This is a genomic window from Enterobacter sp. Ag1 (assembly GCA_000277545.1).
Taxonomy (GTDB): Bacteria; Pseudomonadota; Gammaproteobacteria; order Enterobacterales; family Enterobacteriaceae; genus Cedecea.
Window position 1 is genome coordinate 59,429 of sequence record AKXM01000043.1, and the last position, 22,290, is coordinate 81,718.

At 56.3% G+C, this 22,290-nt stretch carries 20 protein-coding genes; 15 read left to right on the forward strand and 5 right to left on the reverse strand.

Features of this window, described 5'->3' with window-relative positions; all coding sequences use genetic code 11:
* Nucleotides 1-57: 57 nt before the first annotated feature.
* From A936_RS17340 to yjjJ, 8 genes are all read left to right on the forward strand, one after another.
* Nucleotides 58-1,131 (forward strand): patatin-like phospholipase family protein, encoded by a 1,074-nt coding sequence (locus A936_RS17340; RefSeq protein WP_008460089.1) that lies wholly within the window; start codon nucleotides 58-60, stop codon nucleotides 1,129-1,131.
* Nucleotides 1,128-1,904: a metal-dependent hydrolase gene (locus A936_RS17345; protein ID WP_008460090.1), complete on the forward strand. Its 777-nt coding sequence runs from the start codon at nucleotides 1,128-1,130 to the stop codon at nucleotides 1,902-1,904. Before A936_RS17340 ends, A936_RS17345 begins: the two co-directional genes overlap by 4 nt.
* A 171-nt stretch (nucleotides 1,905-2,075) precedes the next feature.
* Nucleotides 2,076-3,353 (forward strand): NupC/NupG family nucleoside CNT transporter, encoded by a 1,278-nt coding sequence (locus tag A936_RS17350; protein WP_008460091.1) that lies wholly within the window; start codon nucleotides 2,076-2,078, stop codon nucleotides 3,351-3,353.
* Between the two features lie 345 nt (nucleotides 3,354-3,698).
* Entirely contained in the window at nucleotides 3,699-4,478 is a 780-nt protein-coding gene (deoC, locus tag A936_RS17355; RefSeq protein ID WP_008460093.1) for a deoxyribose-phosphate aldolase, read from the forward strand.
* A 182-nt stretch (nucleotides 4,479-4,660) separates the two neighbouring features.
* Nucleotides 4,661-5,983: a thymidine phosphorylase gene (deoA, locus tag A936_RS17360; RefSeq protein WP_008460095.1), complete on the forward strand. Its 1,323-nt coding sequence runs from the start codon at nucleotides 4,661-4,663 to the stop codon at nucleotides 5,981-5,983.
* A 52-nt stretch (nucleotides 5,984-6,035) separates the two neighbouring features.
* Nucleotides 6,036-7,259 (forward strand): phosphopentomutase, encoded by a 1,224-nt coding sequence (gene deoB, locus A936_RS17365; protein WP_008460097.1) that lies wholly within the window; start codon nucleotides 6,036-6,038, stop codon nucleotides 7,257-7,259.
* A 59-nt stretch (nucleotides 7,260-7,318) separates the two neighbouring features.
* Nucleotides 7,319-8,038, forward strand: a complete 720-nt coding sequence (gene deoD, locus A936_RS17370) for a purine-nucleoside phosphorylase (protein WP_008460099.1) — start codon at nucleotides 7,319-7,321, stop codon at nucleotides 8,036-8,038.
* 150 nt (nucleotides 8,039-8,188) lie between these two features.
* Nucleotides 8,189-9,517: a type II toxin-antitoxin system HipA family toxin YjjJ gene (gene yjjJ / locus A936_RS17375; protein ID WP_008460101.1), complete on the forward strand. Its 1,329-nt coding sequence runs from the start codon at nucleotides 8,189-8,191 to the stop codon at nucleotides 9,515-9,517.
* On the opposite strand, the gene lplA is transcribed toward yjjJ, so the two are convergent.
* The gene (lplA, locus tag A936_RS17380) at nucleotides 9,514-10,530 is read right to left on the reverse strand and encodes a lipoate--protein ligase (protein ID WP_008460104.1); all 1,017 of its coding nucleotides are present in this window, start codon (nucleotides 10,528-10,530) and stop codon (nucleotides 9,514-9,516) included. The genes yjjJ and lplA overlap by 4 nt on opposite strands.
* 74 nt (nucleotides 10,531-10,604) lie before the next feature.
* The gene (locus A936_RS17385) at nucleotides 10,605-11,240 is read right to left on the reverse strand and encodes a YtjB family periplasmic protein (protein ID WP_008460105.1); all 636 of its coding nucleotides are present in this window, start codon (nucleotides 11,238-11,240) and stop codon (nucleotides 10,605-10,607) included.
* 204 nt (nucleotides 11,241-11,444) lie between these two features.
* On the opposite strand from A936_RS17385, the gene serB reads away from it, so the two are divergent.
* The 3 genes from serB to nadR are packed head-to-tail and all read left to right on the forward strand — an operon-like array spanning nucleotide 11,445 to nucleotide 15,098.
* Nucleotides 11,445-12,422, forward strand: coding sequence for a phosphoserine phosphatase (gene serB / locus A936_RS17390; RefSeq protein ID WP_008460106.1), 978 nt, complete (start codon nucleotides 11,445-11,447; stop codon nucleotides 12,420-12,422).
* Nucleotides 12,423-12,436: 14 nt separating this feature from the next.
* Nucleotides 12,437-13,819 carry a DNA repair protein RadA gene (gene radA / locus A936_RS17395; RefSeq protein ID WP_008460107.1) on the forward strand — a complete coding sequence of 461 codons (1,383 nt, stop codon included), beginning with the start codon at nucleotides 12,437-12,439 and terminating at the stop codon, nucleotides 13,817-13,819.
* 46 nt (nucleotides 13,820-13,865) lie between these two features.
* The gene (gene nadR / locus A936_RS17400) at nucleotides 13,866-15,098 is read left to right on the forward strand and encodes a multifunctional transcriptional regulator/nicotinamide-nucleotide adenylyltransferase/ribosylnicotinamide kinase NadR (RefSeq protein WP_008460108.1); all 1,233 of its coding nucleotides are present in this window, start codon (nucleotides 13,866-13,868) and stop codon (nucleotides 15,096-15,098) included.
* A 164-nt stretch (nucleotides 15,099-15,262) separates the two neighbouring features.
* Here nadR and ettA read toward each other — a convergent pair whose 3' ends face one another.
* Nucleotides 15,263-16,930 carry an energy-dependent translational throttle protein EttA gene (ettA, locus tag A936_RS17405; protein ID WP_008460109.1) on the reverse strand — a complete coding sequence of 556 codons (1,668 nt, stop codon included), beginning with the start codon at nucleotides 16,928-16,930 and terminating at the stop codon, nucleotides 15,263-15,265.
* A 242-nt stretch (nucleotides 16,931-17,172) separates the two neighbouring features.
* On the opposite strand from ettA, the gene sltY reads away from it, so the two are divergent.
* Both sltY and trpR read left to right on the forward strand, forming a co-directional pair.
* Complete coding sequence (gene sltY, locus A936_RS17410; protein ID WP_008460110.1) at nucleotides 17,173-19,107, forward strand: murein transglycosylase; 1,935 nt, start codon at nucleotides 17,173-17,175, stop codon at nucleotides 19,105-19,107.
* Between the two features lie 55 nt (nucleotides 19,108-19,162).
* A complete protein-coding gene (trpR, locus tag A936_RS17415; RefSeq protein ID WP_008460111.1) occupies nucleotides 19,163-19,501 on the forward strand; it encodes a trp operon repressor in 339 nt (112 codons plus the stop codon).
* Here the strand turns inward: trpR and yjjX are convergent.
* Nucleotides 19,498-20,025, reverse strand: coding sequence for an inosine/xanthosine triphosphatase (gene yjjX / locus A936_RS17420; protein ID WP_008460112.1), 528 nt, complete (start codon nucleotides 20,023-20,025; stop codon nucleotides 19,498-19,500). The genes trpR and yjjX overlap by 4 nt on opposite strands.
* A 52-nt stretch (nucleotides 20,026-20,077) precedes the next feature.
* Here yjjX and gpmB point away from each other — a divergent pair, with 52 nt between their 5' ends.
* Nucleotides 20,078-20,725: a 2,3-diphosphoglycerate-dependent phosphoglycerate mutase GpmB gene (gpmB, locus tag A936_RS17425; protein ID WP_008460113.1), complete on the forward strand. Its 648-nt coding sequence runs from the start codon at nucleotides 20,078-20,080 to the stop codon at nucleotides 20,723-20,725.
* Here the strand turns inward: gpmB and robA are convergent.
* Complete coding sequence (robA, locus tag A936_RS17430; protein ID WP_008460114.1) at nucleotides 20,722-21,591, reverse strand: MDR efflux pump AcrAB transcriptional activator RobA; 870 nt, start codon at nucleotides 21,589-21,591, stop codon at nucleotides 20,722-20,724. The two genes, gpmB and robA, sit on opposite strands and share 4 nt — an antisense overlap.
* Before the next feature lie 211 nt (nucleotides 21,592-21,802).
* Between robA and creA the strand changes: the two genes are divergently transcribed.
* Entirely contained in the window at nucleotides 21,803-22,276 is a 474-nt protein-coding gene (gene creA / locus A936_RS17435) for a protein CreA (protein ID WP_008460116.1), read from the forward strand.
* Nucleotides 22,277-22,290: the final 14 nt, after the last annotated feature.

The following is a 22,290-nucleotide window of genomic DNA, read 5'->3' on the forward strand; positions in this document are numbered from 1 at the left end:
TTAGCGCGCTATGGGTATAGGGTAGAAATTCACAACAACAGCAATTCAGGAAAGCAGGTGGGAAATCGTATACCCGTAACGCTCGGCAATATTGCGCCGCTGGCGACTAAACCTTTTCGTCCTGGAAAACTCGCTCTGATTTGTGAAGGGGGCGGGCAGCGCGGGATCTTTACGGCTGGGGTTCTGGACGAGTTTATGCGCGCGGAATTCAACCCTTTTGATCTGTTCCTTGGTACCTCTGCCGGGGCGCAGAATCTTTCCGCTTACGTTTGTAACCAGCCGGGATACGCGCGTCGCGTCATCACGCGCTTCACGACGACGAGGGATTTCTTCAATCCGCTCCGCTTTGCGCGCGGAGGGCATCTGATCGATCTCGACTGGCTGATTGAGTCGACCGCCGCCAGACTGCCGCTGTCGATGTCCAGTGCCGACCCGCTGTTTGAACAGGGAAAAGAGTTCTTCATGTGCGCCTGCCGCAGTGATGACTATGCGGCGAATTACTTTTCGCCGACCACGGATACCTGGCTAAATTTGCTGAAAGCCTCCAGCGCCATTCCCGGTTTTTACCGCTCAGGCGTGGATATTGACGGCGTCAGCTATCAGGACGGCGGCATCAGCGATGCGGTGCCTGTGCGGGAAGCGGTTAATCGCGGGGCAGATACGCTGGTGGTCATTCGCACCGTACCTTCACAGATGTACTACACGCCGCAGTGGTTCAAACATATGGAACGCTGGCTGGGCGACAGCAGCCTGCAGCCGCTGTTGAATCTGGTGCAGCACCACGAGGAAAGCTACCGTGAAATCCAAAGCTTCATTGAGAAGCCGCCCGGTAAACTGCGAATCTTTGAGATTTACCCCCCGAAAGCGCTATTAAGCAGCGCGCTCGGCAGCCGCCTGCCTTCATTGACGGCGGATTATCAAACGGGGCGCTTGTGCGGGCGCTATTTCCTGGCCACCATTGGCAAACTGCTGGTGGCTAAACCGCCGTTAAGGCGTCATTTGCCGCGCATTAATACGCCCGGCCCGTTGGTCATTCCTCCTGCTGCGGCGGCAAACGAATCGCTGGTCAAGCCGATTAGCTCTGGCCTGCAGGCGAATGATGCGGCGTTTGATAATGAGGATCTTGCGTGAGTTTTACGTTCTACGACACCCATTGCCACTTTGATTTTCCCCCCTTCACCGGGGATGAAGAGCACAGCCTCGCGCTGGCCGCTGAGGCCGGGGTTCGTAAAATCATTGTGCCAGCAATAGAAGCGGGGCGTTTCAATCGCGTACTCGCGCTGGCGCAGAATTATCCGGCGCTTTATGCCGCCCTGGGTATGCATCCGATTGTGATTGAAAAGCATGATGATACGGGGCTGGCCGCGCTGGAGGATCTTTTGCGGCAAAAGCCGGAGAAGCTGATCGCCATCGGCGAGATTGGGCTGGATCTTTATCGCGAAGATCCGCAGCTAGACAGGCAGGAGTTTATCCTCAGCGAGCAGCTGAAGCTGGCAAAGCGTTACGATCTGCCGGTGCTGCTCCACTCCCGCCGTACCCACGACAAGCTGGCGCTGCACCTGAAGCGTCACAACTTGCCCAGAACCGGCGTGGTGCATGGTTTTGCCGGCAGCTTACAGCAGGCGGAACGGTTTATTGCAATGGGCTATCGCATTGGCGTCGGTGGCACCATCACCTATCCGCGAGCCAGCAAAACCCGGGATGTGATGGCCCGTTTGCCGCTTTCATCGCTGTTGCTGGAAACCGATGCGCCGGATATGCCGCTGAACGGCTGGCAGGGGCAGCACAACCGGCCGGAACGTGCCGCCAGGGTCTTCGATGCGCTGTGTGAATTACGCCCGGAGCCCGCAGAAATCATTGCTAATGCCTTGAAAAAAAACGCAGACGAATTATTCGCCTTCTAATGAGTCTCCCTCAAAGTGTGATATTCATCACCTTGCTATGTAAATGTTTCTATACATTTCGCCCTACACGTGATTGCTCCGGCACTTTTCTCGCCCCTGTGGTTATAATCCGCGCGCTAAAAAGGGGCTGCTAAAGCCCGAATCTTTCCAGTTGATACACAGGGATACTGTATGCAAATTCTCATGGGATTGATCGGCATGGTGGCATTGCTGCTGATCGCCGTTTTACTTTCCAGCAACCGCAAAGCGATCAACCTGCGCACCGTCATTGGTGCGTGGCTTATCCAGATCGGTATCGGGGCGCTGATCCTTTACGTTCCGGTCGGGCGTAAAGTCCTGCTCGCGATGTCTGAAGGGGTGGCTAATGTCATCGCCTACGGCAATTCAGGGATTTCTTTCCTGTTTGGCGGGCTGGTGTCTGACAAAATGTTTGAAGTCTTTGGCGGCGGCGGCTTTATCTTTGCGCTGCGCGTCCTGCCGATCATCGTCTTCTTCTCCTCTCTTATCGCCGTGCTTTACTACCTCGGCGTGATGCAGTTAGTGATCCGTATTCTCGGCGGCGGCCTGCGTAAGGTATTGAAAACCTCGCGCACTGAATCCTTGTCGGCGACGGCAAATATTTTCGTTGGCCAAACCGAAGCGCCGCTTGTGGTTCGCCCTTACATCTCGACCATGACTCGCTCTGAGCTGTTTGCCGTGATGTGCGGTGGCCTTGCCTCCGTGGCGGGCTCCGTGCTGGCGGGCTACGCGCAGATGGGCGTGCCGCTGGAATACCTGATTGCCGCATCCTTTATGGCCGCACCGGGCGGGCTGCTGTTTGCCAAGATAATGCTGCCTGAAACGGAAACCCCGAACGACACGCCGGAGCTGGAGTCGATGAAAAACGACCCAGATCGCCCGGCTAACGTGCTGGATGCGGCGGCCTCGGGCGCAGCCTCCGGGATGCAGCTGGCGCTGAACGTCGGGGCGATGCTGCTGGCGTTTGTGGCGCTGATTGCCCTGTTGAACGGGATGCTTTCCGGTATCGGCGGCTGGTTCAACTATCCGCAGCTTTCGCTGGAGCTGATGCTGGGCTGGGTGTTCTCCCCGGTAGCCTGGCTGATTGGCGTGCCGTGGAGCGAGGCGATGGTGGCCGGATCGTTTATCGGCCAGAAGCTGATCATCAACGAGTTCGTTGCTTACCTGAACTTCGGCGCTTACCTGAAGGATGATGCCGAAGTGGCTGCGGCGGGCCTGCAGGTGCTGTCCGGCCATACCAAAGCAATTATCTCCTTCGCGCTGTGCGGATTTGCTAACCTTTCTTCTATCGCCATTCTGATCGGTGGCCTGGGCAGCATGGCGCCAAACCGTCGGCACGATGTGGCTCAGCTGGGCATGAAGGCCGTGGCGGCGGGGACGCTGTCTAACCTGATGAGCGCCACCATCGCCGGGCTTTTCCTGGCGCTGTAGCCTGCAATATAAATGTTATAATAATAACATTAAGCGGTAACCGATGGCTGGCGCCCTGCCAGCCATTTTCTTGTGTCCTGGCGCAATTTAGCGCGTTATTTTGTTCCTTTAATCACATATACTCTATGAAAGCTTGCAATTCACGCTTTGGCTTTTGTGAGGCGAGACACAAAATTGCATCGGTGGTGGGTGTTAGAATTCTAACATTGCAACCGGCAATGTGCGGTGGGAAGGATCTCAACGTGAGGGTGACTCAGGTGACCACTCTTCTTCAAGGAACCAAGTCCGCTCCAACGTGTTGAGTTTCCAGGCCGGAGACTTATTTCCCTTTTGTTGGAGAGCGTTATGACCGATTTAACCCAAAGCAGCCTGCGTGCGCTGAAACTGATGGATCTGACTACCCTGAACGACGATGACACTAACGAGAAAGTCATCGCTCTGTGCCATCAGGCAAAAACCCCAGTCGGCAACACCGCTGCGATTTGTATCTATCCGCGTTTCATCCCAATCGCCCGTAAAACCCTGAAAGAGCAGGGCACCCCGGACATCCGCATTGCGACCGTGACCAACTTCCCACACGGTAACGACGATATCGACATCGCGCTGGCAGAAACCCGCGCCGCTATCGCTTACGGTGCAGACGAAGTGGACGTAGTGTTCCCATACCGGGCGCTGATTGCCGGTAACGAGCAGGTAGGCTTCGACCTGGTGAAAGCGTGTAAAGACGCCTGCGCCAGCGCTAACGTACTGCTGAAAGTGATCATCGAAACCGGCGAGCTGAAGACCGAAGAGCTGATCCGCAAAGCGTCTACTATCGCGATTAAAGCCGGTGCCGACTTTATCAAAACCTCGACCGGTAAAGTGCCGGTTAACGCCACGCCGGAAAGCGCTCGCATCATGATGGAAGTGATCCGCGATATGGGCGTGGAAAAAACTGTAGGCTTCAAACCAGCCGGTGGCGTTCGCTCCGCTGAAGATGCTGCGCAGTTCCTGGCTATCGCGGACGATCTGTTCGGCGCCGACTGGGCCGACTCCCGTCATTACCGCTTCGGGGCGTCCAGCCTGTTAGCCAGCCTGCTGAAAGCGCTGGGCCATGGGGACGGTAAAAGCGCCAGCAGCTACTAATTACTCGTCATACTTCAAGCCGCAGGGGCGTTAGCTGCACTCCCTCACCTCAGTCACTTACTTCAGTAAGCTCCTGGGGATGAGCTCTTTTGCCTTCTGCCTGCGACTCGAATTATCCAGAGTAATCTTTAATTGCGGCGGATTTTCCGCCGCTCTTTACCCGCATTTCCCAGGGGGTTGCCGTGTTTCTCGCACAAGAAATTATTCGTAAAAAACGTGATGGCCTGGTACTGAGCGACGAAGAGATTCGCTTCTTTATCAACGGCATTCGCGACAACACCGTCTCTGAAGGGCAAATTGCTGCTCTGGCGATGACCATTTTCTTCCACGACATGACAATGCCGGAAAGGGTGTCGCTGACAATGGCGATGCGGGATTCCGGCACCGTGCTGGACTGGAAAAGCCTTAACCTCAACGGCCCGATTGTGGATAAACATTCCACCGGCGGCGTGGGGGATGTCACTTCGCTGATGCTTGGCCCAATGGTGGCGGCCTGCGGTGGCTATGTGCCGATGATTTCAGGCCGTGGCCTGGGGCACACCGGCGGGACGCTGGACAAGCTCGAGGCGATTCCGGGCTTCGATATCTTCCCGGACGATAACCGCTTCCGCGACATTATTAAGGACGTCGGCGTGGCCATCATCGGCCAGACCAGCTCGCTGGCACCGGCGGACAAACGTTTTTATGCCACCCGCGATATTACCGCGACGGTGGATTCTATCCCGCTTATCACCGCTTCCATTCTGGCGAAAAAACTGGCCGAAGGGCTGGACGCGCTGGTGATGGACGTGAAAGTAGGCAGCGGCGCATTTATGCCGACTTACGAGCTGTCAGCTCAGCTGGCAGAGGCTATCGTTGGCGTTTCCAACGGCGCAGGCGTGAAGACTACCGCGCTGCTGACGGACATGAACCAGGTGCTGGCTTCCAGCGCGGGTAACGCCGTGGAAGTCCGTGAAGCGCTACAGTTCCTCACGGGGGAATACCGCAACCCGCGTCTGTTCGATGTGACAATGGCGCTGTGCGTGGAAATGCTGATTTCCGGCAAGCTTGCCAAAGACGAAATTGAAGCACGCGCGAAGCTTCAGGCGGTGCTGGACAACGGCAAAGCAGCCGAAGTGTTTGGCCGCATGGTTGCCGCGCAGAAAGGCCCGAGTGACTTCGTTGAAAATTACGCGAAGTACCTGCCGACGGCAATGCTGAGCAAGGCAGTGTATGCCGAAGCGTCCGGGTTTGTTTCGGCGATGGACACTCGCGCGCTGGGCATGGCGGTGGTGTCGATGGGCGGCGGTCGGCGTCAGGCTTCCGACACCATTGATTACAGCGTCGGCTTTACCGACATGGCGCGTCTGGGAGAATCTATCGACGGCGAACGTCCGCTGGCGGTGATCCACGCCAAAGACGAAGCCAGCTGGCAGGAAGCCGCGAAGGCGGTGAAAGCGGCAATCAGCATTGACGAAAAAGCACCGCAGGAAACACCAACGGTCTATCGCCGAATCACCGAATAACGGTATACTGATCTGATCCCTATTTTATAGAGCACAAGGTACGGAGAATAATATGAAACGTGCGTTTATTATGGTGCTGGACTCGTTCGGCATCGGTGCTACCGAAGACGCAGAGCGCTTCGGAGATGTCGGCTCTGATACCCTCGGTCACATCGCGGAGGCTTGCGCTAAAGGCGAAGCTGACAAAGGCCGTAAAGGCCCCCTGAACCTGCCTAACCTGACTCGTCTTGGGCTGGTAAAAGCTCATGAAGGCTCCACCGGCAAAGTGGCAGCAGGCATGGACGGTAACGCAGAAGTTATCGGCGCTTACGGCTGGGCACACGAGCTTTCTTCCGGCAAAGACACCCCGTCTGGCCACTGGGAAATCGCCGGCGTGCCGGTTCTGTTTGACTGGGGCTATTTCAGCGACCACGACAACAGCTTCCCGCAGGAGCTGCTGGACAAACTGGTCAAGCGTGCCAACCTGCCGGGCTACCTCGGCAACTGCCACTCTTCCGGGACCGTGATCCTGGACGAGCTGGGTGAAGAGCACATGAAAACCGGGAAACCGATTTTCTATACCTCCGCTGACTCCGTGTTCCAGATTGCCTGCCACGAAGAAACCTACGGCCTGGATAAGCTTTATGAGCTGTGTGAAATTGCGCGCGAAGAGCTGACCGAAGGCGGCTACAACATTGGCCGCGTTATCGCGCGTCCGTTTGTTGGCGATAAAGCGGGTAACTTCCAGCGTACCGGCAACCGTCACGACTTAGCAGTCGAGCCACCTGCCGCCACCGTGCTGCAGAAGCTGGTTGATGAGAAGCAGGGCCAGGTTGTTTCCGTGGGTAAAATTGCGGACATCTACGCCAACTGCGGCATCACTAAAAAAGTGAAGGCAACCGGTCTGGATGCGCTGTTCGACGCCACCATCAAAGAGATGAAAGAAGCCGGCGACGACACCATCGTGTTCACCAACTTCGTCGACTTTGACTCCTCCTGGGGCCACCGTCGCGACGTAGCCGGCTATGCGGGCGGCCTTGAGCTGTTCGACCGTCGCCTGCCAGAGCTGATGGCGCTGCTGAAAGAGGACGATATTCTGATCCTTACCGCGGACCACGGCTGTGACCCAACCTGGCAGGGTACCGACCATACTCGCGAGCACATTCCGGTGCTGATCTACGGCCCGAAAGTGAAAGCCGGTTCTCTTGGCCACCGCGAAACCTTCGCGGATATCGGCCAGACGGTAGCGAAGTACTTCGGTCTTTCCGACATGGACTACGGCAAAAACATGCTGTGATCCCTTTGGGCGGGCGGTTGCCCGCCTGATTGCTAACTTTTAAAATCAAGGAATACACAATGGCTACGCCACACATTAACGCAGAAATGGGCGATTTCGCTGACGTAGTACTGATGCCGGGTGACCCGCTGCGCGCCAAGCACATCGCGGAAACCTTCCTGGAAGACGTGCGTGAAGTGAACAACGTGCGCGGCATGCTCGGATTCACCGGGACTTACAAAGGCCGTAAGATCTCCGTTATGGGCCATGGTATGGGCATCCCATCCTGCTCCATCTACGCGAAAGAGCTAATCACCGACTTCGGCGTGAAGAAAATCATTCGCGTGGGTTCCTGCGGCGCGGTTCGTGCAGACGTTAAGCTACGCGACGTGGTGATCGGTATGGGCGCGTGTACTGACTCTAAAGTTAACCGCCTGCGCTTCAAGGATCACGACTTCGCGGCTATCGCGGACTTCGATATGGTTCGTAACGCGGTTGATGCGGCAAAAGCGCTGGGCGTTGACGCTCGCGTGGGCAACATCTTTTCTGCAGACTTGTTCTACACGCCGGATCCGTCCATGTTCGACGTGATGGAAAAATACGGCATTCTGGGTGTGGAAATGGAAGCAGCCGGGATCTACGGCGTAGCGGCTGAGTTCGGTGCAAAAGCGCTGACCATCTGCACCGTGTCTGACCACATCCGTACTCACGAGCAGACCACCGCCGCTGAGCGTCAGACTACCTTCAACGACATGATCAAAATTGCTCTGGAATCCGTCCTGCTGGGCGACAAAGAGTAAGTTTTTCTTCTCGTTTAAAGGGCGCCTTAGGGCGCCTTTTTTATGCCATTTATCTATTCATTTTATTTCTTATTTTGGGTTAATCCTCTTTACCTATCTGGCATTCAAGACTATAAATCAATTCAAGTATCTATTCATTAATCTATTCACATGAGCGAACTAGCGGACATTCTTCTTACCGGGCCTCTTCCAGCCAGAACGCTGGCCCAACGGCTGGGTATCAGCCAGGCGACTTTCTCTCGCCGGGTAGCGCTTGAGCCTGACGTTATCAAATTCGGTTCAGCTCGTGCGACGCTGTACGGATTAAAACACCCGGTAAGGCAGCACCGCGAATTTCAGCTCTGGCAGATTGACGACGTCGGTAAAGCCTGGGTATTTGGTGTGCTTTATCCCGTGTGGCCGAAAGGCAGTTGCCTCGTTGTGCATCACAACGGCGACAGCCGCTGGTTTGACGGGTTGCCCTGGTACCTGACCGATCTCCGGCCTCAGGGGTTTTTGGGGCGAGCCTGGGGGCGTGAGTTAGCTAAAGACAGCGATTTGCCGGAAGATATTCGGCTGTGGCGAGAAGAGGATGTGCTCCTGGCGCTCTCTGTGCAGCGGCAGGAAAATCTGGGGGGCTGGCTGGTGGGCGAAGAGAGTTATCGCCTGTGGACAGAGAAAGACGTTCCCGAAGCCATTCCTCATAATGAACGCCTGAAGGTTTACGCTGAGCTTGCTCACAGGGCGATAGACGGTGAAATTGTCGGCTCATCCGCCGGAGGCGAGCAGCCTAAATTCACCTGCTACAGTGAAACGCTTCGCGGGCCACGACATGCTCTTGTGAAGTTCACCCCGGCTATGCGGAACGATAACCAGCGTCGATGGGCGGATCTACTGGCCGCTGAGGCTAGCGCTTTAACGCTGCTAAATGATGTAGGGATTGCTGCCGCACGGTGTGATCTACTTTCGACGGTTAGCGGGCAGGTCTTTCTCGAAGTTGAGCGCTTTGACTGCGTGGGCGTTTTCGGGCGGCGCAGTATTGTCTCTCTTGAAAGCGTGCAAAGTGAATATGCGGCGGGCGTGCTTAGCTGGCCTAAAGCCGTGACGCGTCTAAAAGAAGAGGGGATGGTTGAGGCCGCCACGCTTCGGCAGGTGCAGCGCATTTGGGCGTTTGGCCGACTGATTGGTAACAGCGATATGCATGCCGGGAACCTCTCTTTTTTTCTCTCTGACCGTCCGCTTGAGCTCACACCGGTCTACGATATGCTGCCTATGGCCTGGGCTCCGGGCAGTTCAGGCAATATGCGAACAGGCTGCATTGAGATTAATATTGATGCCGACGTCCCCGGCGAAGTGTGGCTCGAGATGCAGCCTTGGGCGCAGCGCTACTGGCAGGAGCTTAGCCTGAATGTGATGCTGAGCGAGCCATTCCGGCAAATTGCGGCGGGAATGGCTGAGCAAGTCGAGCGGTTAAGCGAGCGGCTTCGGCGGCTCGCTTAACGAACGGCCTGAGCAATCCAGGCTGAAAGCTCTCTCAGTTCGGCTTCCTGTTCCGGGAAGCTGTAAATCAGCGTTTCGCACTCCTGCTGCAGCAAAATACTGCGGTACAGGCAGCCTTTTAACCGGGCGGCCAGCGCTTCAAGCGGGGCAGGGTTCAGGCTATCGGTGAACACCTGGGCGCGGGTGATATGCCCTTTTTCGACGTCAAAATGTAGCTCAACGCCCCCCCAGGTAAAGCGGTTGTCCAGCAGGTGCGTAAAGGCCGGAGCCTGACCAAAATTCCACTCCCAGCTGCTCTGGCGGGCAAAAGTCTCGGCAAACCCTGGCAGATTGGGGAGCGCTTCCGGGGAGATATGCTCGGGTTCCACACGCTCGCCGTAGTGGACGAAAAACGCAGCCGTAATCGCGTCGGCTATCTGCTCGTGGGTCAGGCCTGGCTTGATGTCGCTGAGGTTGGCGACCCGGCTTCTTACGGATGTAATGCCTTTGGCCTGGAGCTTTTTCGGATCGGGATTGAGGTAGTTTGCCAGGCGGCTCAGATCGGCATTCAGCAGCAAAGTGCCGTGATGAAACCCACGATCCAGGGTTTCCCGGTAGGCGGAACCTGAAATCTTGCGCGTACCTTCGGCGGTTTCGACCTCAAGGTCGTTGCGCCCGGATGCGGTGGCTTCCAGCCCAAGGCTCGCCAGGGCGTTCAGTACGATAGCCGTGGAAATACTCTTGTCGTATTCGGGTTTGCCGGCCATAAAAGTGAAGCAGGTGTTGCCCAGGTCGTGGAACACCGCGCCACCGCCGCTGCTGCGCCTTGCCAGCCGAACGTTATCTTGCTCCATGCGCCCGGTATTGCACTCTTTCCAGGGGTTCTGGGCGCGGCCAATCACCACCGTATCTGCATTACGCCATAGAAACAGAACCCGCTGAGTGGCGGGCATCTGCCGAAAAATAGTCTCTTCAACGGCCAGGTTAAACCACGGGTCGTAAGAGTCAGAGATTAGCAAACGCAAAGTCGACATAACAAAGATCCTTTTCCCAGAAGAATGGCGTCATCTTAGCATGACGCTATCTCGGCGAATTTACTGAGGGAGCTTTACTTAGGCTCGTCTTCCTCTTTTACTTTCGTATTGGCGGTAAGCAGGAACGGTGACTGCTGCCAGCGGGTGCGCTTGCCGTGCAGCAGCGTGCGGGTCAGCACAATACCGATTGCGACGGCGAGCAGCAGCATCAGGCGCAGAATATTGGTGGTGTTGTCCACTTGCTTAGCTTCGGTGGCAAGCGTGTGGGTATCCAGGGTAATGCGCAGGTAGCCGATAGGCCCGCTTTTATCGGTGATAGGTTCGACGATTTGCTGGTTGAAGTAGCTGCCGGCTTTTTGGCCGTCCAGCGCCAGGCGATCGCGAACCTCAATGTTTTCCCCCGCGCGCGCAATTTGGTCACCTTCGCTGTCGTACACGGCGGCATCCAGAATACGGCTATCCTTAGTCAAAAGGTTAAGCACGGTGGAGATGCGTTTTTCATCCGGATTCTCAGTTTTCATGACGGGAACCAGATTAAACGCGACTTGACGGGAGAGGGTGCGGGCCAGCTCCTCTAACTGAACGTTTCGCGCCTGCTGGCTGCCCCGGCTGAACCAGGACGCGCCCTGCATTAGCGCCACCAAAAGTGCGAGGCAGAACAGCACAATCACTGCGCGATGGAGCCGAAATTTAAATTTTACCCGAACCATGATGCACCTTTGGAAAATTGCTTACTTTAATGTTGCCAGAAGCAAGGCGGACAAGGTAGCCTCATGCGTTGTTTTTACCCGGATACCCTGCATCCTTCAAAGGGCAGAAGCTCAGGCTTTACGCCAGCGCGAGGAGAAAAATCCCTTGCCATCAGCCCGCAATCCGACTGCAAAAGGGTATGTTTACTTGATTCTGGAGCCGCAATGCCAAACAGTTTGACCTGGTGCGATTTGCCTAACGATGTTTCACTTTGGCCTGGGTTGCCGCTTTCCCTGAGCGGCGACGAAGTGATGCCGCTGGACTACCGCGCTGGCCGCAGTGGCTGGCTCCTGTACGGGCGTAATCTGGACAAGCAGTGTCTGACCAAATACCAGCGCAAGCTGGGAGCGGCGATGGTGATTGTGACCGCCTGGTGCGTGGAAGATTATCAGGTTATTCGCCTGGCCGGCTCTTTAACGCCGCGCGCGACCAAGCTTGCGCATGAAGCCGGGCTGGACGTGGCGCCGCTGGGCAAAATCCCACATTTGAAAACGCCTGGTCTGCTGGTCATGGACATGGACTCCACCGCCATTCAGATCGAGTGTATCGACGAGATCGCCAAACTGGCGGGAACGGGTGAAATGGTGGCTGAAGTCACCGAACGCGCAATGCGCGGCGAGCTGGACTTTACCGCCAGCCTTCGCCAGCGTGTGGCGACCCTGAAGGGCGCGGATGCTAATATTTTACGCCAGGTTCGCGACGAGCTACCGCTGATGCCGGGGCTAAAATCTCTGGTACAAAATCTCGATACGCTGGGTTGGAAAGTGGCGATTGCCTCTGGCGGGTTTACCTTCTTCGCCGAATACCTGCGCGACACATTAAACCTGACGGCGGTGGTCGCCAACGAACTTGAAATTTGCGACGGCAGGCTGACCGGCGAAGTGCTGGGGCAGATTGTGGACGCGAAGTTCAAAGCGGTCACTTTGAAGCGCCTGGCCGAAAAAAATGAAATCCCCGCCGCGCAAACCGTTGCGATTGGCGACGGGGCCAATGATTTACCGATGATCCACGCCGCAGGCCTGGGGATTGCCTATCACGCTAAGCCGAAGGTGAACGAGAAGAGCGAAGTCAGTATCCGTCATGCGGATCTGATGGGCGTGTTCTGCATCCTTTCCGGCAGCCTGATTCAGGAAGAACGTTAACAAGAGGTATAAAGGTGGCGAAAGCTCCAAAACGCGCATTTGTTTGTAACGAGTGTGGTGCGGATTACCCGCGCTGGCAGGGGCAGTGCAGCGCCTGTCACGCGTGGAATACCATTACCGAAGTGCGCATCGCCGCTTCTCCGCAGGTTGCCCGCAACGAGCGCCTCTCCGGCTATGCCGGGAGCGCGGGCGTCAGCCGCGTACAAAAGCTTTCGGACATCAGCCTGGAAGAACTGCCGCGCTTCTCCACCGGTTTTAAAGAATTTGACCGGGTGCTGGGCGGTGGCGTAGTGCCGGGCAGCGCCATTCTGATCGGCGGTAACCCCGGCGCAGGGAAGTCAACGCTGCTGCTGCAAACGCTCTGCAAGCTGAGCGAGCAAATGAAAACCCTGTACGTCACTGGCGAAGAGTCGCTTCAGCAAGTGGCGATGCGCGCGCATCGGTTAGGCCTGCCGACGCAAAACCTCAATATGCTGTCGGAAACCAGCATCGAACAGATCTGTATGATCGCTGAGGAAGAGCAGCCGAAGCTGATGGTGATCGACTCGATCCAGGTCATGCACATGGCGGACGTGCAGTCTTCGCCGGGCAGCGTGGCCCAGGTGCGTGAAACTGCGGCCTACCTGACGCGTTTTGCGAAGACGAAAGGCGTGGCGATCGTGATGGTCGGGCATGTCACGAAAGACGGTTCTCTTGCGGGGCCAAAAGTCCTCGAACACTGTATCGACTGTTCAGTCATGCTAGATGGCGACGCCGATTCCCGCTTCCGTACCCTGCGCAGCCATAAAAACCGCTTTGGGGCGGTGAACGAGCTGGGCGTGTTCGCGATGACCGAGCAGGGACTGCGTGAAGTCAGCAACCCGTCGGCCATTTTCCTTAGCCGGGGCGATGAAGTGACGCCGGGCAGTTCGGTGATGGTGGTTTGGGAAGGAACTCGTCCGCTGCTGGTTGAGATTCAGGCGCTGGTGGATCAGTCGATGATGTCCAACCCTCGCCGCGTAGCCGTTGGTCTGGAGCAAAACCGCCTGGCGATTCTGCTGGCCGTACTCCACCGTCACGGCGGCCTGCAAATGGCCGATCAGGACGTGTTTGTGAACGTGGTGGGCGGCGTAAAGGTTACCGAAACCAGCGCCGACCTGGCGCTGCTGCTGGCGATGGTTTCCAGCCTGCGCGACAGAGCCTTGCCGCAGGATTTAGTCGTGTTTGGGGAAGTCGGGCTGGCGGGTGAAATCCGCCCGGTACCCAGCGGCCAGGAGCGTATTTCCGAAGCGGCGAAACACGGCTTTAAGCGCGCAATTGTGCCCCAGGCCAACGTACCGAAAAAAATTCCTGAAGGGATGCAGGTCTTCGGCGTGAAAAAACTTGCTGATGCGCTTTCTGTATTCGACGACTTATAATTGAGTAACTTGCGGGAACCGTTCCCGCTTCGGCAGGAGGCAGCGCGTGTCGTCATTCGACTATATTAAAACGGCTATTCGTCAGCAGGGCTGTACTTTACAGCAGGTGGCGGATGCCAGCGGCATGACTAAAGGCTACCTGAGCCAGTTACTGAACGCGAAAATCAAAAGCCCCAGCGCGCAAAAACTGGAGGCGTTGCACCGCTTCCTTGGGCTGGAATTCCCGCGTCGCGAAAAGAAAGTCGGCGTGGTGTTCGGTAAGTTTTATCCGCTACATACCGGGCATATCTACTTGATCCAGCGCGCCTGTAGCCAGGTGGACGAGCTGCATATCATCATGGGCTATGATGAGCCCCGCGACCGCGCGCTGTTTGACGATAGCGCGATGTCCCAGCAGCCAACCACCGGTGACCGCCTGCGCTGGCTGCTGCAAACTTTTAAATATCAGAAGAATATCCGCATTCACTCCTTTAACGAGGAGGGAATGGAGCCTTATCCCCACGGCTGGGACGTCTGGAGCCGGGGGATTAAAGCGTTTATGGACAGCAAAGGTATTTCGCCAGACCGGATCTATACCTCGGAAGAAGGGGACGCCGCGAAGTTTACCGAACACCTCGGGATCGAAACGGTGGTGGTCGATCCAAAGCGAACCTTTATGAACATCAGCGGCACACAAATCCGTGAAAACCCGTTCCGCTACTGGGAATACATTCCTACTGAGGTAAAACCGTTCTTTGTGCGCACGGTGGCGATACTTGGCGGCGAGTCGAGCGGGAAGTCGTGGATGGTGAACAAGCTTGCCAACATCTTCAATACCACCAGCGCCTGGGAATACGGGCGGGATTACGTTTTCTCGCACCTGGGCGGTGACGAAATGGCGCTGCAATATTCCGACTACGACAAAATTGCCATCGGCCATGCGCAGTACGTCGATTTTGCGGTGAAGTACGCCAATAAAGTGGCGTTTATCGACACCGACTTTGTGACCACTCAGGCCTTCTGCAAGAAATATGAAGGCCGCGAGCACCCGTTTGTACAGGCGCTGATCGATGAGTACCGCTTTGATCTGGTTATCCTGCTGGAAAATAATACGCCGTGGGTGGCTGACGGTTTACGCAGCCTCGGCAGCGATGTGGACAGAAAATCGTTCCAGAACCTGCTGGTGGAGATGCTCAAAGAGAACAACATCGAGTTTATTCACGTCGAAGAGTCCGACTATGACTCGCGCTTCCTGCGCTGCGTGGATCTGGTGAAAGAGATGATGGGCGAGCAGCGGTAAAGCGTACGCTGGCCCTCACTCTAACCCTCTCCCAGAGGGAGGGGGAATAAACACTATTATGTGTCGTTTTTCTCCCTCGCCCTCTGGGAGAGGGCCGGGGTGAGGGGAAAAGTACTACGGGTGAACTCACCATAAAAAAGGCACCGTGAAGGTGCCTTTTGCATTTACTTGGTTACGCGCTTGTACTTGATGCGTTTTGGCTCCAGGGCATCTGAGCCGAGGGTACGCTTCTTGTACTCTTCGTATTCGGTGAAGTTCCCTTCGAAGAATTCGACTTTACCTTCATCCTGGTAATCCAGAATGTGGGTAGCGATGCGGTCCAGGAACCAGCGGTCGTGCGAGATAACCATCGCGCAGCCCGGGAACTCCAGCAGGGCGTTTTCCAGCGCACGCAGGGTTTCGATATCCAGGTCGTTGGTTGGTTCATCGAGCAGCAGAACGTTACCGCCAACCTGCAGCAGCTTCGCCAGGTGCAGACGACCGCGCTCACCGCCGGACAGCTCGCCCACGCGTTTGCCCTGGTCGACGCCTTTGAAGTTAAAGCGGCCAACGTAGGCGCGGCTTGGCATCTCGGTGTTGCCGATACGCATAATATCCTGGCCGCCGGAGACTTCTTCCCAGACGGTTTTGCTGTTATCCATGGCGTCACGGAACTGGTCAACGGAAGCCAGTTTCACGGTCTCACCGAGGGTTATAGAGCCGCTGTCAGGCTGTTCCTGACCGGACATCATGCGGAACAGGGTAGATTTACCCGCGCCGTTCGGACCGATGATGCCGACGATGGCGCCTTTCGGTACGGAGAAGCTCAGATCGTCAATCAGCAGGCGGTCGCCGTAAGATTTACGCAGGTTGTTAACTTCCACCACTTTATCCCCCAGACGTGCGCCAGGTGGAATAAACAGTTCGTTGGTTTCGTTACGTTTCTGGTATTCGGTGTTGTTCAGCTCTTCGAAGCGTGCCAGACGGGCTTTGCCCTTAGACTGACGGCCTTTAGCGCCCTGACGAACCCACTCCAGCTCTTTCTCAATGGATTTACGGCGAGCCGCTTCCGTTGAGGCTTCCTGTGCCAGGCGCTGATCTTTCTGCTCCAGCCAGGAGGAGTAGTTACCTTCCCATGGAATACCTTCCCCACGGTCAAGCTCGAGGATCCAGCCGGCGACGTTGTCGAGGAAGTAACGGTCGTGGGTGATCGCCACCACGGTGCCCTCGAAGTCGTGCAGGAAGCGTTCCAGCCATGCCACGGATTCTGCATCCAGGTGGTTGGTTGGTTCGTCGAGCAACAGCATGTCTGGTTTTTCCAGCAGCAGGCGGCAAAGCGCAACGCGGCGGCGTTCACCCCCGGACAGCTTCTCGATTTTTGCATCCCAGTCCGGCAGGCGCAGGGCATCGGCGGCGCGCTCCAGCTGCACGTTCAGGTTATGACCGTCGTGCGCCTGGATGATTTCTTCATACTTGCCTTGCTGCGCGGCCAGCTTATCGAAGTCCGCGTCCGGCTCGGCGTATTTGGCGTAGACTTCGTCCAGGCCTTTCAGCGCGTTAACCACTTCGGAAACCGCTTCTTCTACGGACTCACGTACGGTGTGTTCCGGGTTCAGCTTAGGTTCCTGCGGCAGGTAGCCGATCTTGATGCCTGGCTGTGGACGGGCTTCGCCTTCGATATCGGTATCGATGCCGGCCATGATGCGCAGCAGGGTGGATTTACCGGCACCGTTCAGACCCAGTACGCCGATTTTGGCGCCAGGGAAGAAGCTGAGCGAAATATTTTTCAGAATATGTCGTTTCGGCGGGACAACTTTGCCGACACGATGCATGGTATAAACGAATTGAGCCACAGTGCGACTTTGCCTCTTTTATCGTGATGTAAGATGGTACTTAACAAAGGCGAAGTGTAGCCGTTTTCACGGTCTAATCCCAGCGGGGTATCGTGCTTCTGCCGCGCAGGGCGCCTTTATACGCTTCATGACCAAAATATCCCTTCCGGACGTGGCGTATTGCGTCTCCCCTGGTTAGCATGAATGCATTCGCTTATTGCAGCGCAGGCATGATGCCGTCAGGAAAATAATGAGGAGAAGGTGTGGTAAAAGCCAAACAAGTCGTATGGCAGTTGCTTGCCGCGGGCGTTAGCCTGGTGATGTTAAACGGTGCGGTACGTGCAGATTCTCTCGATGAGCAGCGCAACCGCTACGCGCAAATTAAACAGGCCTGGGATAACAAGCAAATGGACGTGGTGCAGCAGCTCATGGCCACGCTGCAGACCTATCCCCTTTATCCTTATCTTGAATACCGCCAGCTCACCGATGACCTGATGAACGAGCCGACCGTGGCGGTGGCCCAATTTATCCAGGCGAACCCAACTTTGCCTCCGGCGCGAACCTTAAGCTCCCGGTTTGTTAACGAGCTGGCAAGGCGGCAGGACTGGCAAGGTTTGCTGGCCTTTAGCCCCGAGCCGCCTGCCACTAACGAAGCAAAATGTAATTACTACTTTGCCAAATGGAATACCGGGCAAGCGGATGCCGCCTGGGCCGGTGCGAAAGAACTTTGGCTGACGGGAAAGAGCCAGCCATCAAGCTGTGATGCGCTGTTTTCGGCGTGGCGAGCTTCCGGCACGCAGGATCCGCTGGCTTACCTTGAGCGAATTCGTCTGGCGATGAAAGAGGGGAATACCTCGCTGGTGAACGCGCTGGCGAACCAGATGCCAGCGGAATATCAGACCATCTCCAGCGCCCTGGTCAGCCTGCAAAATAATCCTGGCACGGTGCTGACCTTCGCTAATACGGTGGGGGCGACGGATTTCACTCGTCAGGCGGCCGCTATCGCCTTTGCAAGCGTTGCCCGTCAGGATGTAGAGAATGCTCGCCTGATGATCCCGTCCCTGGCTCAGGCACAGAAATTGACCGAGGAGCAGGTGCAGGAATTGCGTGACGTTGTGGCCTGGCGGTTGATGGGCAGCGACGTAACGGATGAACAGGCTCGCTGGCGGGATGACGCCATTATGCGTTCCCAGTCCACCTCGTTGATTGAGCGGCGCGTGCGCATGGCGCTGGGTGCGGGCGATCGCACAGGCCTGAATACCTGGCTGGCGCGTTTGCCAATGGAAGCCAAAGAGAAAGACGAATGGCGCTACTGGCAGGCTGATTTACTGCTGGAGCGGGGACGTGAAGACGAAGCGAAAGGTATTCTTCGTGCCCTGATGCAGCAGCGTGGTTTCTATCCGATGGTTGCCGCCCAGCGGCTTGGGGAAGAATACCCCCTGCGCGTGGATAAAGCCGAACCTGTTAATCCTGCGCTGGTGCAGGGGCCTGAAATGGCCCGCGTCCGCGAGCTGATGTACTGGAATATGGACAACACCGCGCGGAGCGAATGGGCAAATCTGGTCACCAGCCGCAGCAAGCAGGAGCAGGCCGGGCTGGCGCGCTATGCTTTTGAGCAGGACTGGTGGGATCTCAGCGTGCAGGCAACCATTGCCGGCAAGCTATGGGACAACCTCGAAGAGCGCTTCCCGCTGGCTTATAAAGACACCTTTGCCCGCTACGTTAGCGGCAAAACTGTGCCACAAAGTTATGCCATGGCGATTGCCCGCCAGGAAAGTGCCTGGAACCCGAAAGTGCGTTCCCCGGTGGGGGCAAGCGGCCTGATGCAGATCATGCCGGGCACCGCCACCCATACGGTGAAGATGTTCAGTATTCCAGGCTACAGCAGCCCGGTGCAGCTTCTGGATCCTGACACCAACATCAATATTGGCACCAGCTACCTGCAGTATGTGTTCCAGCAGTTTGAGAACAACCGTATCTTTGCTTCCGCCGCCTATAACGCAGGGCCGGGGCGCGTGCGGACCTGGCTGGGTAACAGCGCAGGGCGGATTGACGCCATCGCATTCGTGGAAAGCATTCCGTTCTCTGAGACGCGTGGCTATGTGAAAAACGTGCTGGCCTACGATGCCTATTACCGCCATTTCATGGGGCAGCCGGACAAGATTCTGTCTGACAGCGAGTGGCAGCGGCGTTACTGATTGCGCAGAGAGTATGTTATGCTGCCGTACTAGTTAAAGAGTATGGTGGCCTGACATGACTCAGCTCTCTCAGTATTCGGCGGAACAGGCCGAGCAAAGTAATAAAGAGTGGCTCCGCTTTGTGGGGCTGTTACAGCAAGCTTTTGGGCAGGAGCTTCACATGCCGCTGCTGACGCTGCTGTTGACGCCGGATGAGCGTACGGCGTTAGGCACGCGAGTACGCATCATCGAAGAGTTGTTGCGCGGTGAGCTTAGCCAGCGTGAGCTGAAGAATGAACTGGGCGCGGGGATTGCAACCATCACCCGCGGCTCTAACAGCCTGAAAGCTGCGCCGACGGAACTACGGGCGTGGCTGGAAAAAGAGCTGCTGCAGGGTGGCAGCTCAAACCGCTAAATATTTTCCCGGCAGTAAATCTCGTTATGAAATGGACTTAGCGCCAGAATCACCGCCTGATGGTAAACGCTACTACGCGTGAGCTTTCCGGCGGTGAACACCCCAATCGCTCCCTCTTTACGCCCAATCTCATTGATACCCGTATAGTCGGACATCACCGGCCCCAGAGCGTGGCCTGCGCTGACTTTTTGCAGAATGATGTCTGGCAGTGGCAGGGTCGCCGAACGGGCTTCACCGCGCTGCTGTCGATTCTCGATCACCACCCAACTGAAGGTACTCCCTTCGTCGATACCGGCCTCAATAGCGACCCAAAAGTCGGCATCTGGTCTGATCTCCCGGGCATTCGCTACTCTGCATCGTGCGCCAGTTCGCGTTTCCTGACTACCAAAGGGCTGCTCCGGCACGCCACTATCGACGACCACGGGCTCAATATGGCAGGATCCTTCGCCATAAATCTCGCTAAACGCCTGCAGAATCGCCTGAATTTTGGCGGGATTGGTTGTTGCAGCTACGACATGGTTCATAATAAGTCAGAACTCTCGATATTTCGTGACCGGAGTATAACGGAAAAAACGCATGTTACAGGTATACCTTGTTCGTCATGGCGAAACGCAGTGGAATGCTGAGCGCCGCATTCAGGGGCAGTCAGACAGCGCGCTGACTGAAAACGGAGAGCGTCAGGCCTGGCAAGTGGCCGAACGAGCCAGAGCCCTTGGCATCACCCACATTATCAGCAGCGATTTAGGCCGTACTCGCCGCACCGCAGAGATCATCGCCGAAGCCTGCGGCTGCGAGATTATCCTGGATTCCCGCCTGCGTGAGCTCAATATGGGCGTGCTTGAACGCCGCAAAATGGACTCGCTAACCGAAGAGGAAGAGGGCTGGCGGCGGCGCTTAGTTGACGGCACGCCGGACGGGCGTATTCCCGAAGGCGAAAGCATGCTGGAACTGAGTAACCGCATGCACGAAGCCCTGAACGCCTGCCGGGAGCTGCCGGCCGGAAGCCGACCGCTGCTGGTGAGTCACGGTATGGCGCTGGGCGGACTGGTGAGTACGATTCTTGGTTTACCGGCGTGGGCGGAACGTCGACTGCGTCTGCGCAACTGCTCGATTTCCCGCGTGGATTATCAGCACAGCCCGTGGCTGGCATCTGGATGGGTGGTTGAAACAGCAGGAGACATCTCGCACCTTGATGCCCCTGCTCTGGATGAAATCCAGCGTTAACGGCGAACCGGGATCAGGTATTCACAGCGGATATGCATCGGCACATCCTGATCCCGCGTTTCATCCTGAGGATAGAAACGTTCGATGTCCTGACCTTTACGGCGCGTCAGGTTGAGTGATGGCATGCAGGTGCCATAAACCGTCAGGATAAAGTCCTGCAGCCCGGTGCCCAGCCCTTCGTAGTTAAATTGAACATAATCCCCCCCTTCCAGCACCACCGGATGTGAATCCGGCAGGAAACCATTCGCCAGCTCAGGCGTGAGCGCCGTGGTGTAGAAGACTTCCTGCTCGTCGTCTTTTTCCGAGCTTGGGCGAGGCTCATGCAGGCCGTATAACACCCGCGGGATGGTCGGTGAGTTGCCGAGGAACTGCGTCCAGAACTGGATGCGCATCTCATTACGGAAGTCGGAGATTTGCTCCAGCGTGCAGCTGTAGCTTTGCGTGACCCCAACCAGATGCGTTTCCGGCATCGTGATGAAGTGGGCCTGCGGCGGCGTAAACTCGCCGAGACGCAGCGGCGGGCGCATACCGAAGGCGCTCCAGTCAGGAGAACGACGGTAGAGCGCCGGCGTTTGAGCAAACTGCTTTTTAAACGCACGAGTAAACGTCTGCTGCGAGTCAAAGCGGTACTGAAGCGCAATATCGAGAATAGGGCGCGCAGTCAGGCGCAGAGCAACGGCGGATTTGGAGAGTCGGCGGGCGCGAATATAGGCACCAATAGCGTGCCCGGTAACCTCTTTAAACATCCGTTGTAAATGCCACTTGGAATAACCTGCTTTTGCCGCCACATTATCAAGGGCGAGAGGCTGGTCGAGGTGGCCCTCCAGCCAGCTAAGAAGATCGCGAATGATCCCAGCCTGATCCATAAAATATCCTCATCCATACAAGCGAATGCCTGTTTACTAAGGTAGCGGATAATAGCATTTTTGTAGTTTATGCATTCACCGTTTTTATTTAACAAGTTGTGCCAAATTTGCCGATTATGGAGGCAGGTTTTGCTAATAATGTGATATTCAACGGTTTTTTGTCCAATTGTTGAATAGTCCCGTAGGGTAATTTTTATACAATGGTAACAATATGAAATATAAAGCTTTAGCACTTTGCAGTGCGCTTCTGGCCGTAAGCTACGGTGCGAGCGCGGAGCAGATCGGATCGGTGGACACCGTGTTTAAAGTCTTTGGTCCCGACCACAAGATTGTCGTCGAGGCGTTTGACGATCCTGATGTGAAGAATGTGACCTGTTATATCAGCCGCGCAAAAACCGGGGGTATCAAGGGCGGCCTCGGATTAGCTGAAGACACGTCTGATGCGGCCATTTCCTGCCAGCAGGTAGGCCCGGTTGAGCTCAGCGATAAGATAAAAGCGGGTAAAGCGCAGGGCGATGTAGTGTTCCAGAAGCGAACTTCGCTGGTGTTTAAAAAGCTGCAGGTGGTGCGTTTCTATGATGCGAAGCGCAATGCGCTGGCCTACCTTGCCTACTCTGATCGGGTCGTAGAAGGCTCTCCTAAGAACGCCATCAGCGCGGTACCGATTATTCCGTGGAGTAAATAATCTGTGCACTGGCG

What these genes read in the sequence shown, in the direction of transcription:
- deoB (WP_008460097.1), top strand. Translation starts at nt 6,036, where the DNA reads ATGAAACGTGCGTTTATTATGGTGCTGGACTCGTTCGGCATCGGTGCT.
- yjjJ (WP_008460101.1), top strand. Translation starts at nt 8,189, where the DNA reads ATGAGCGAACTAGCGGACATTCTTCTTACCGGGCCTCTTCCAGCCAGA.
- yjjX (WP_008460112.1), bottom strand. Translation starts at nt 20,025, where the DNA reads ATGAACCATGTCGTAGCTGCAACAACCAATCCCGCCAAAATTCAGGCG.
- deoC (WP_008460093.1), top strand. Translation starts at nt 3,699, where the DNA reads ATGACCGATTTAACCCAAAGCAGCCTGCGTGCGCTGAAACTGATGGAT.
- trpR (WP_008460111.1), top strand. Translation starts at nt 19,163, where the DNA reads ATGACTCAGCTCTCTCAGTATTCGGCGGAACAGGCCGAGCAAAGTAAT.
- deoD (WP_008460099.1), top strand. Translation starts at nt 7,319, where the DNA reads ATGGCTACGCCACACATTAACGCAGAAATGGGCGATTTCGCTGACGTA.
- A936_RS17385 (WP_008460105.1), bottom strand. Translation starts at nt 11,240, where the DNA reads ATGGTTCGGGTAAAATTTAAATTTCGGCTCCATCGCGCAGTGATTGTG.
- A936_RS17350 (WP_008460091.1), top strand. Translation starts at nt 2,076, where the DNA reads ATGCAAATTCTCATGGGATTGATCGGCATGGTGGCATTGCTGCTGATC.
- creA (WP_008460116.1), top strand. Translation starts at nt 21,803, where the DNA reads ATGAAATATAAAGCTTTAGCACTTTGCAGTGCGCTTCTGGCCGTAAGC.
- robA (WP_008460114.1), bottom strand. Translation starts at nt 21,591, where the DNA reads ATGGATCAGGCTGGGATCATTCGCGATCTTCTTAGCTGGCTGGAGGGC.
- lplA (WP_008460104.1), bottom strand. Translation starts at nt 10,530, where the DNA reads ATGTCGACTTTGCGTTTGCTAATCTCTGACTCTTACGACCCGTGGTTT.
- serB (WP_008460106.1), top strand. Translation starts at nt 11,445, where the DNA reads ATGCCAAACAGTTTGACCTGGTGCGATTTGCCTAACGATGTTTCACTT.
- gpmB (WP_008460113.1), top strand. Translation starts at nt 20,078, where the DNA reads ATGTTACAGGTATACCTTGTTCGTCATGGCGAAACGCAGTGGAATGCT.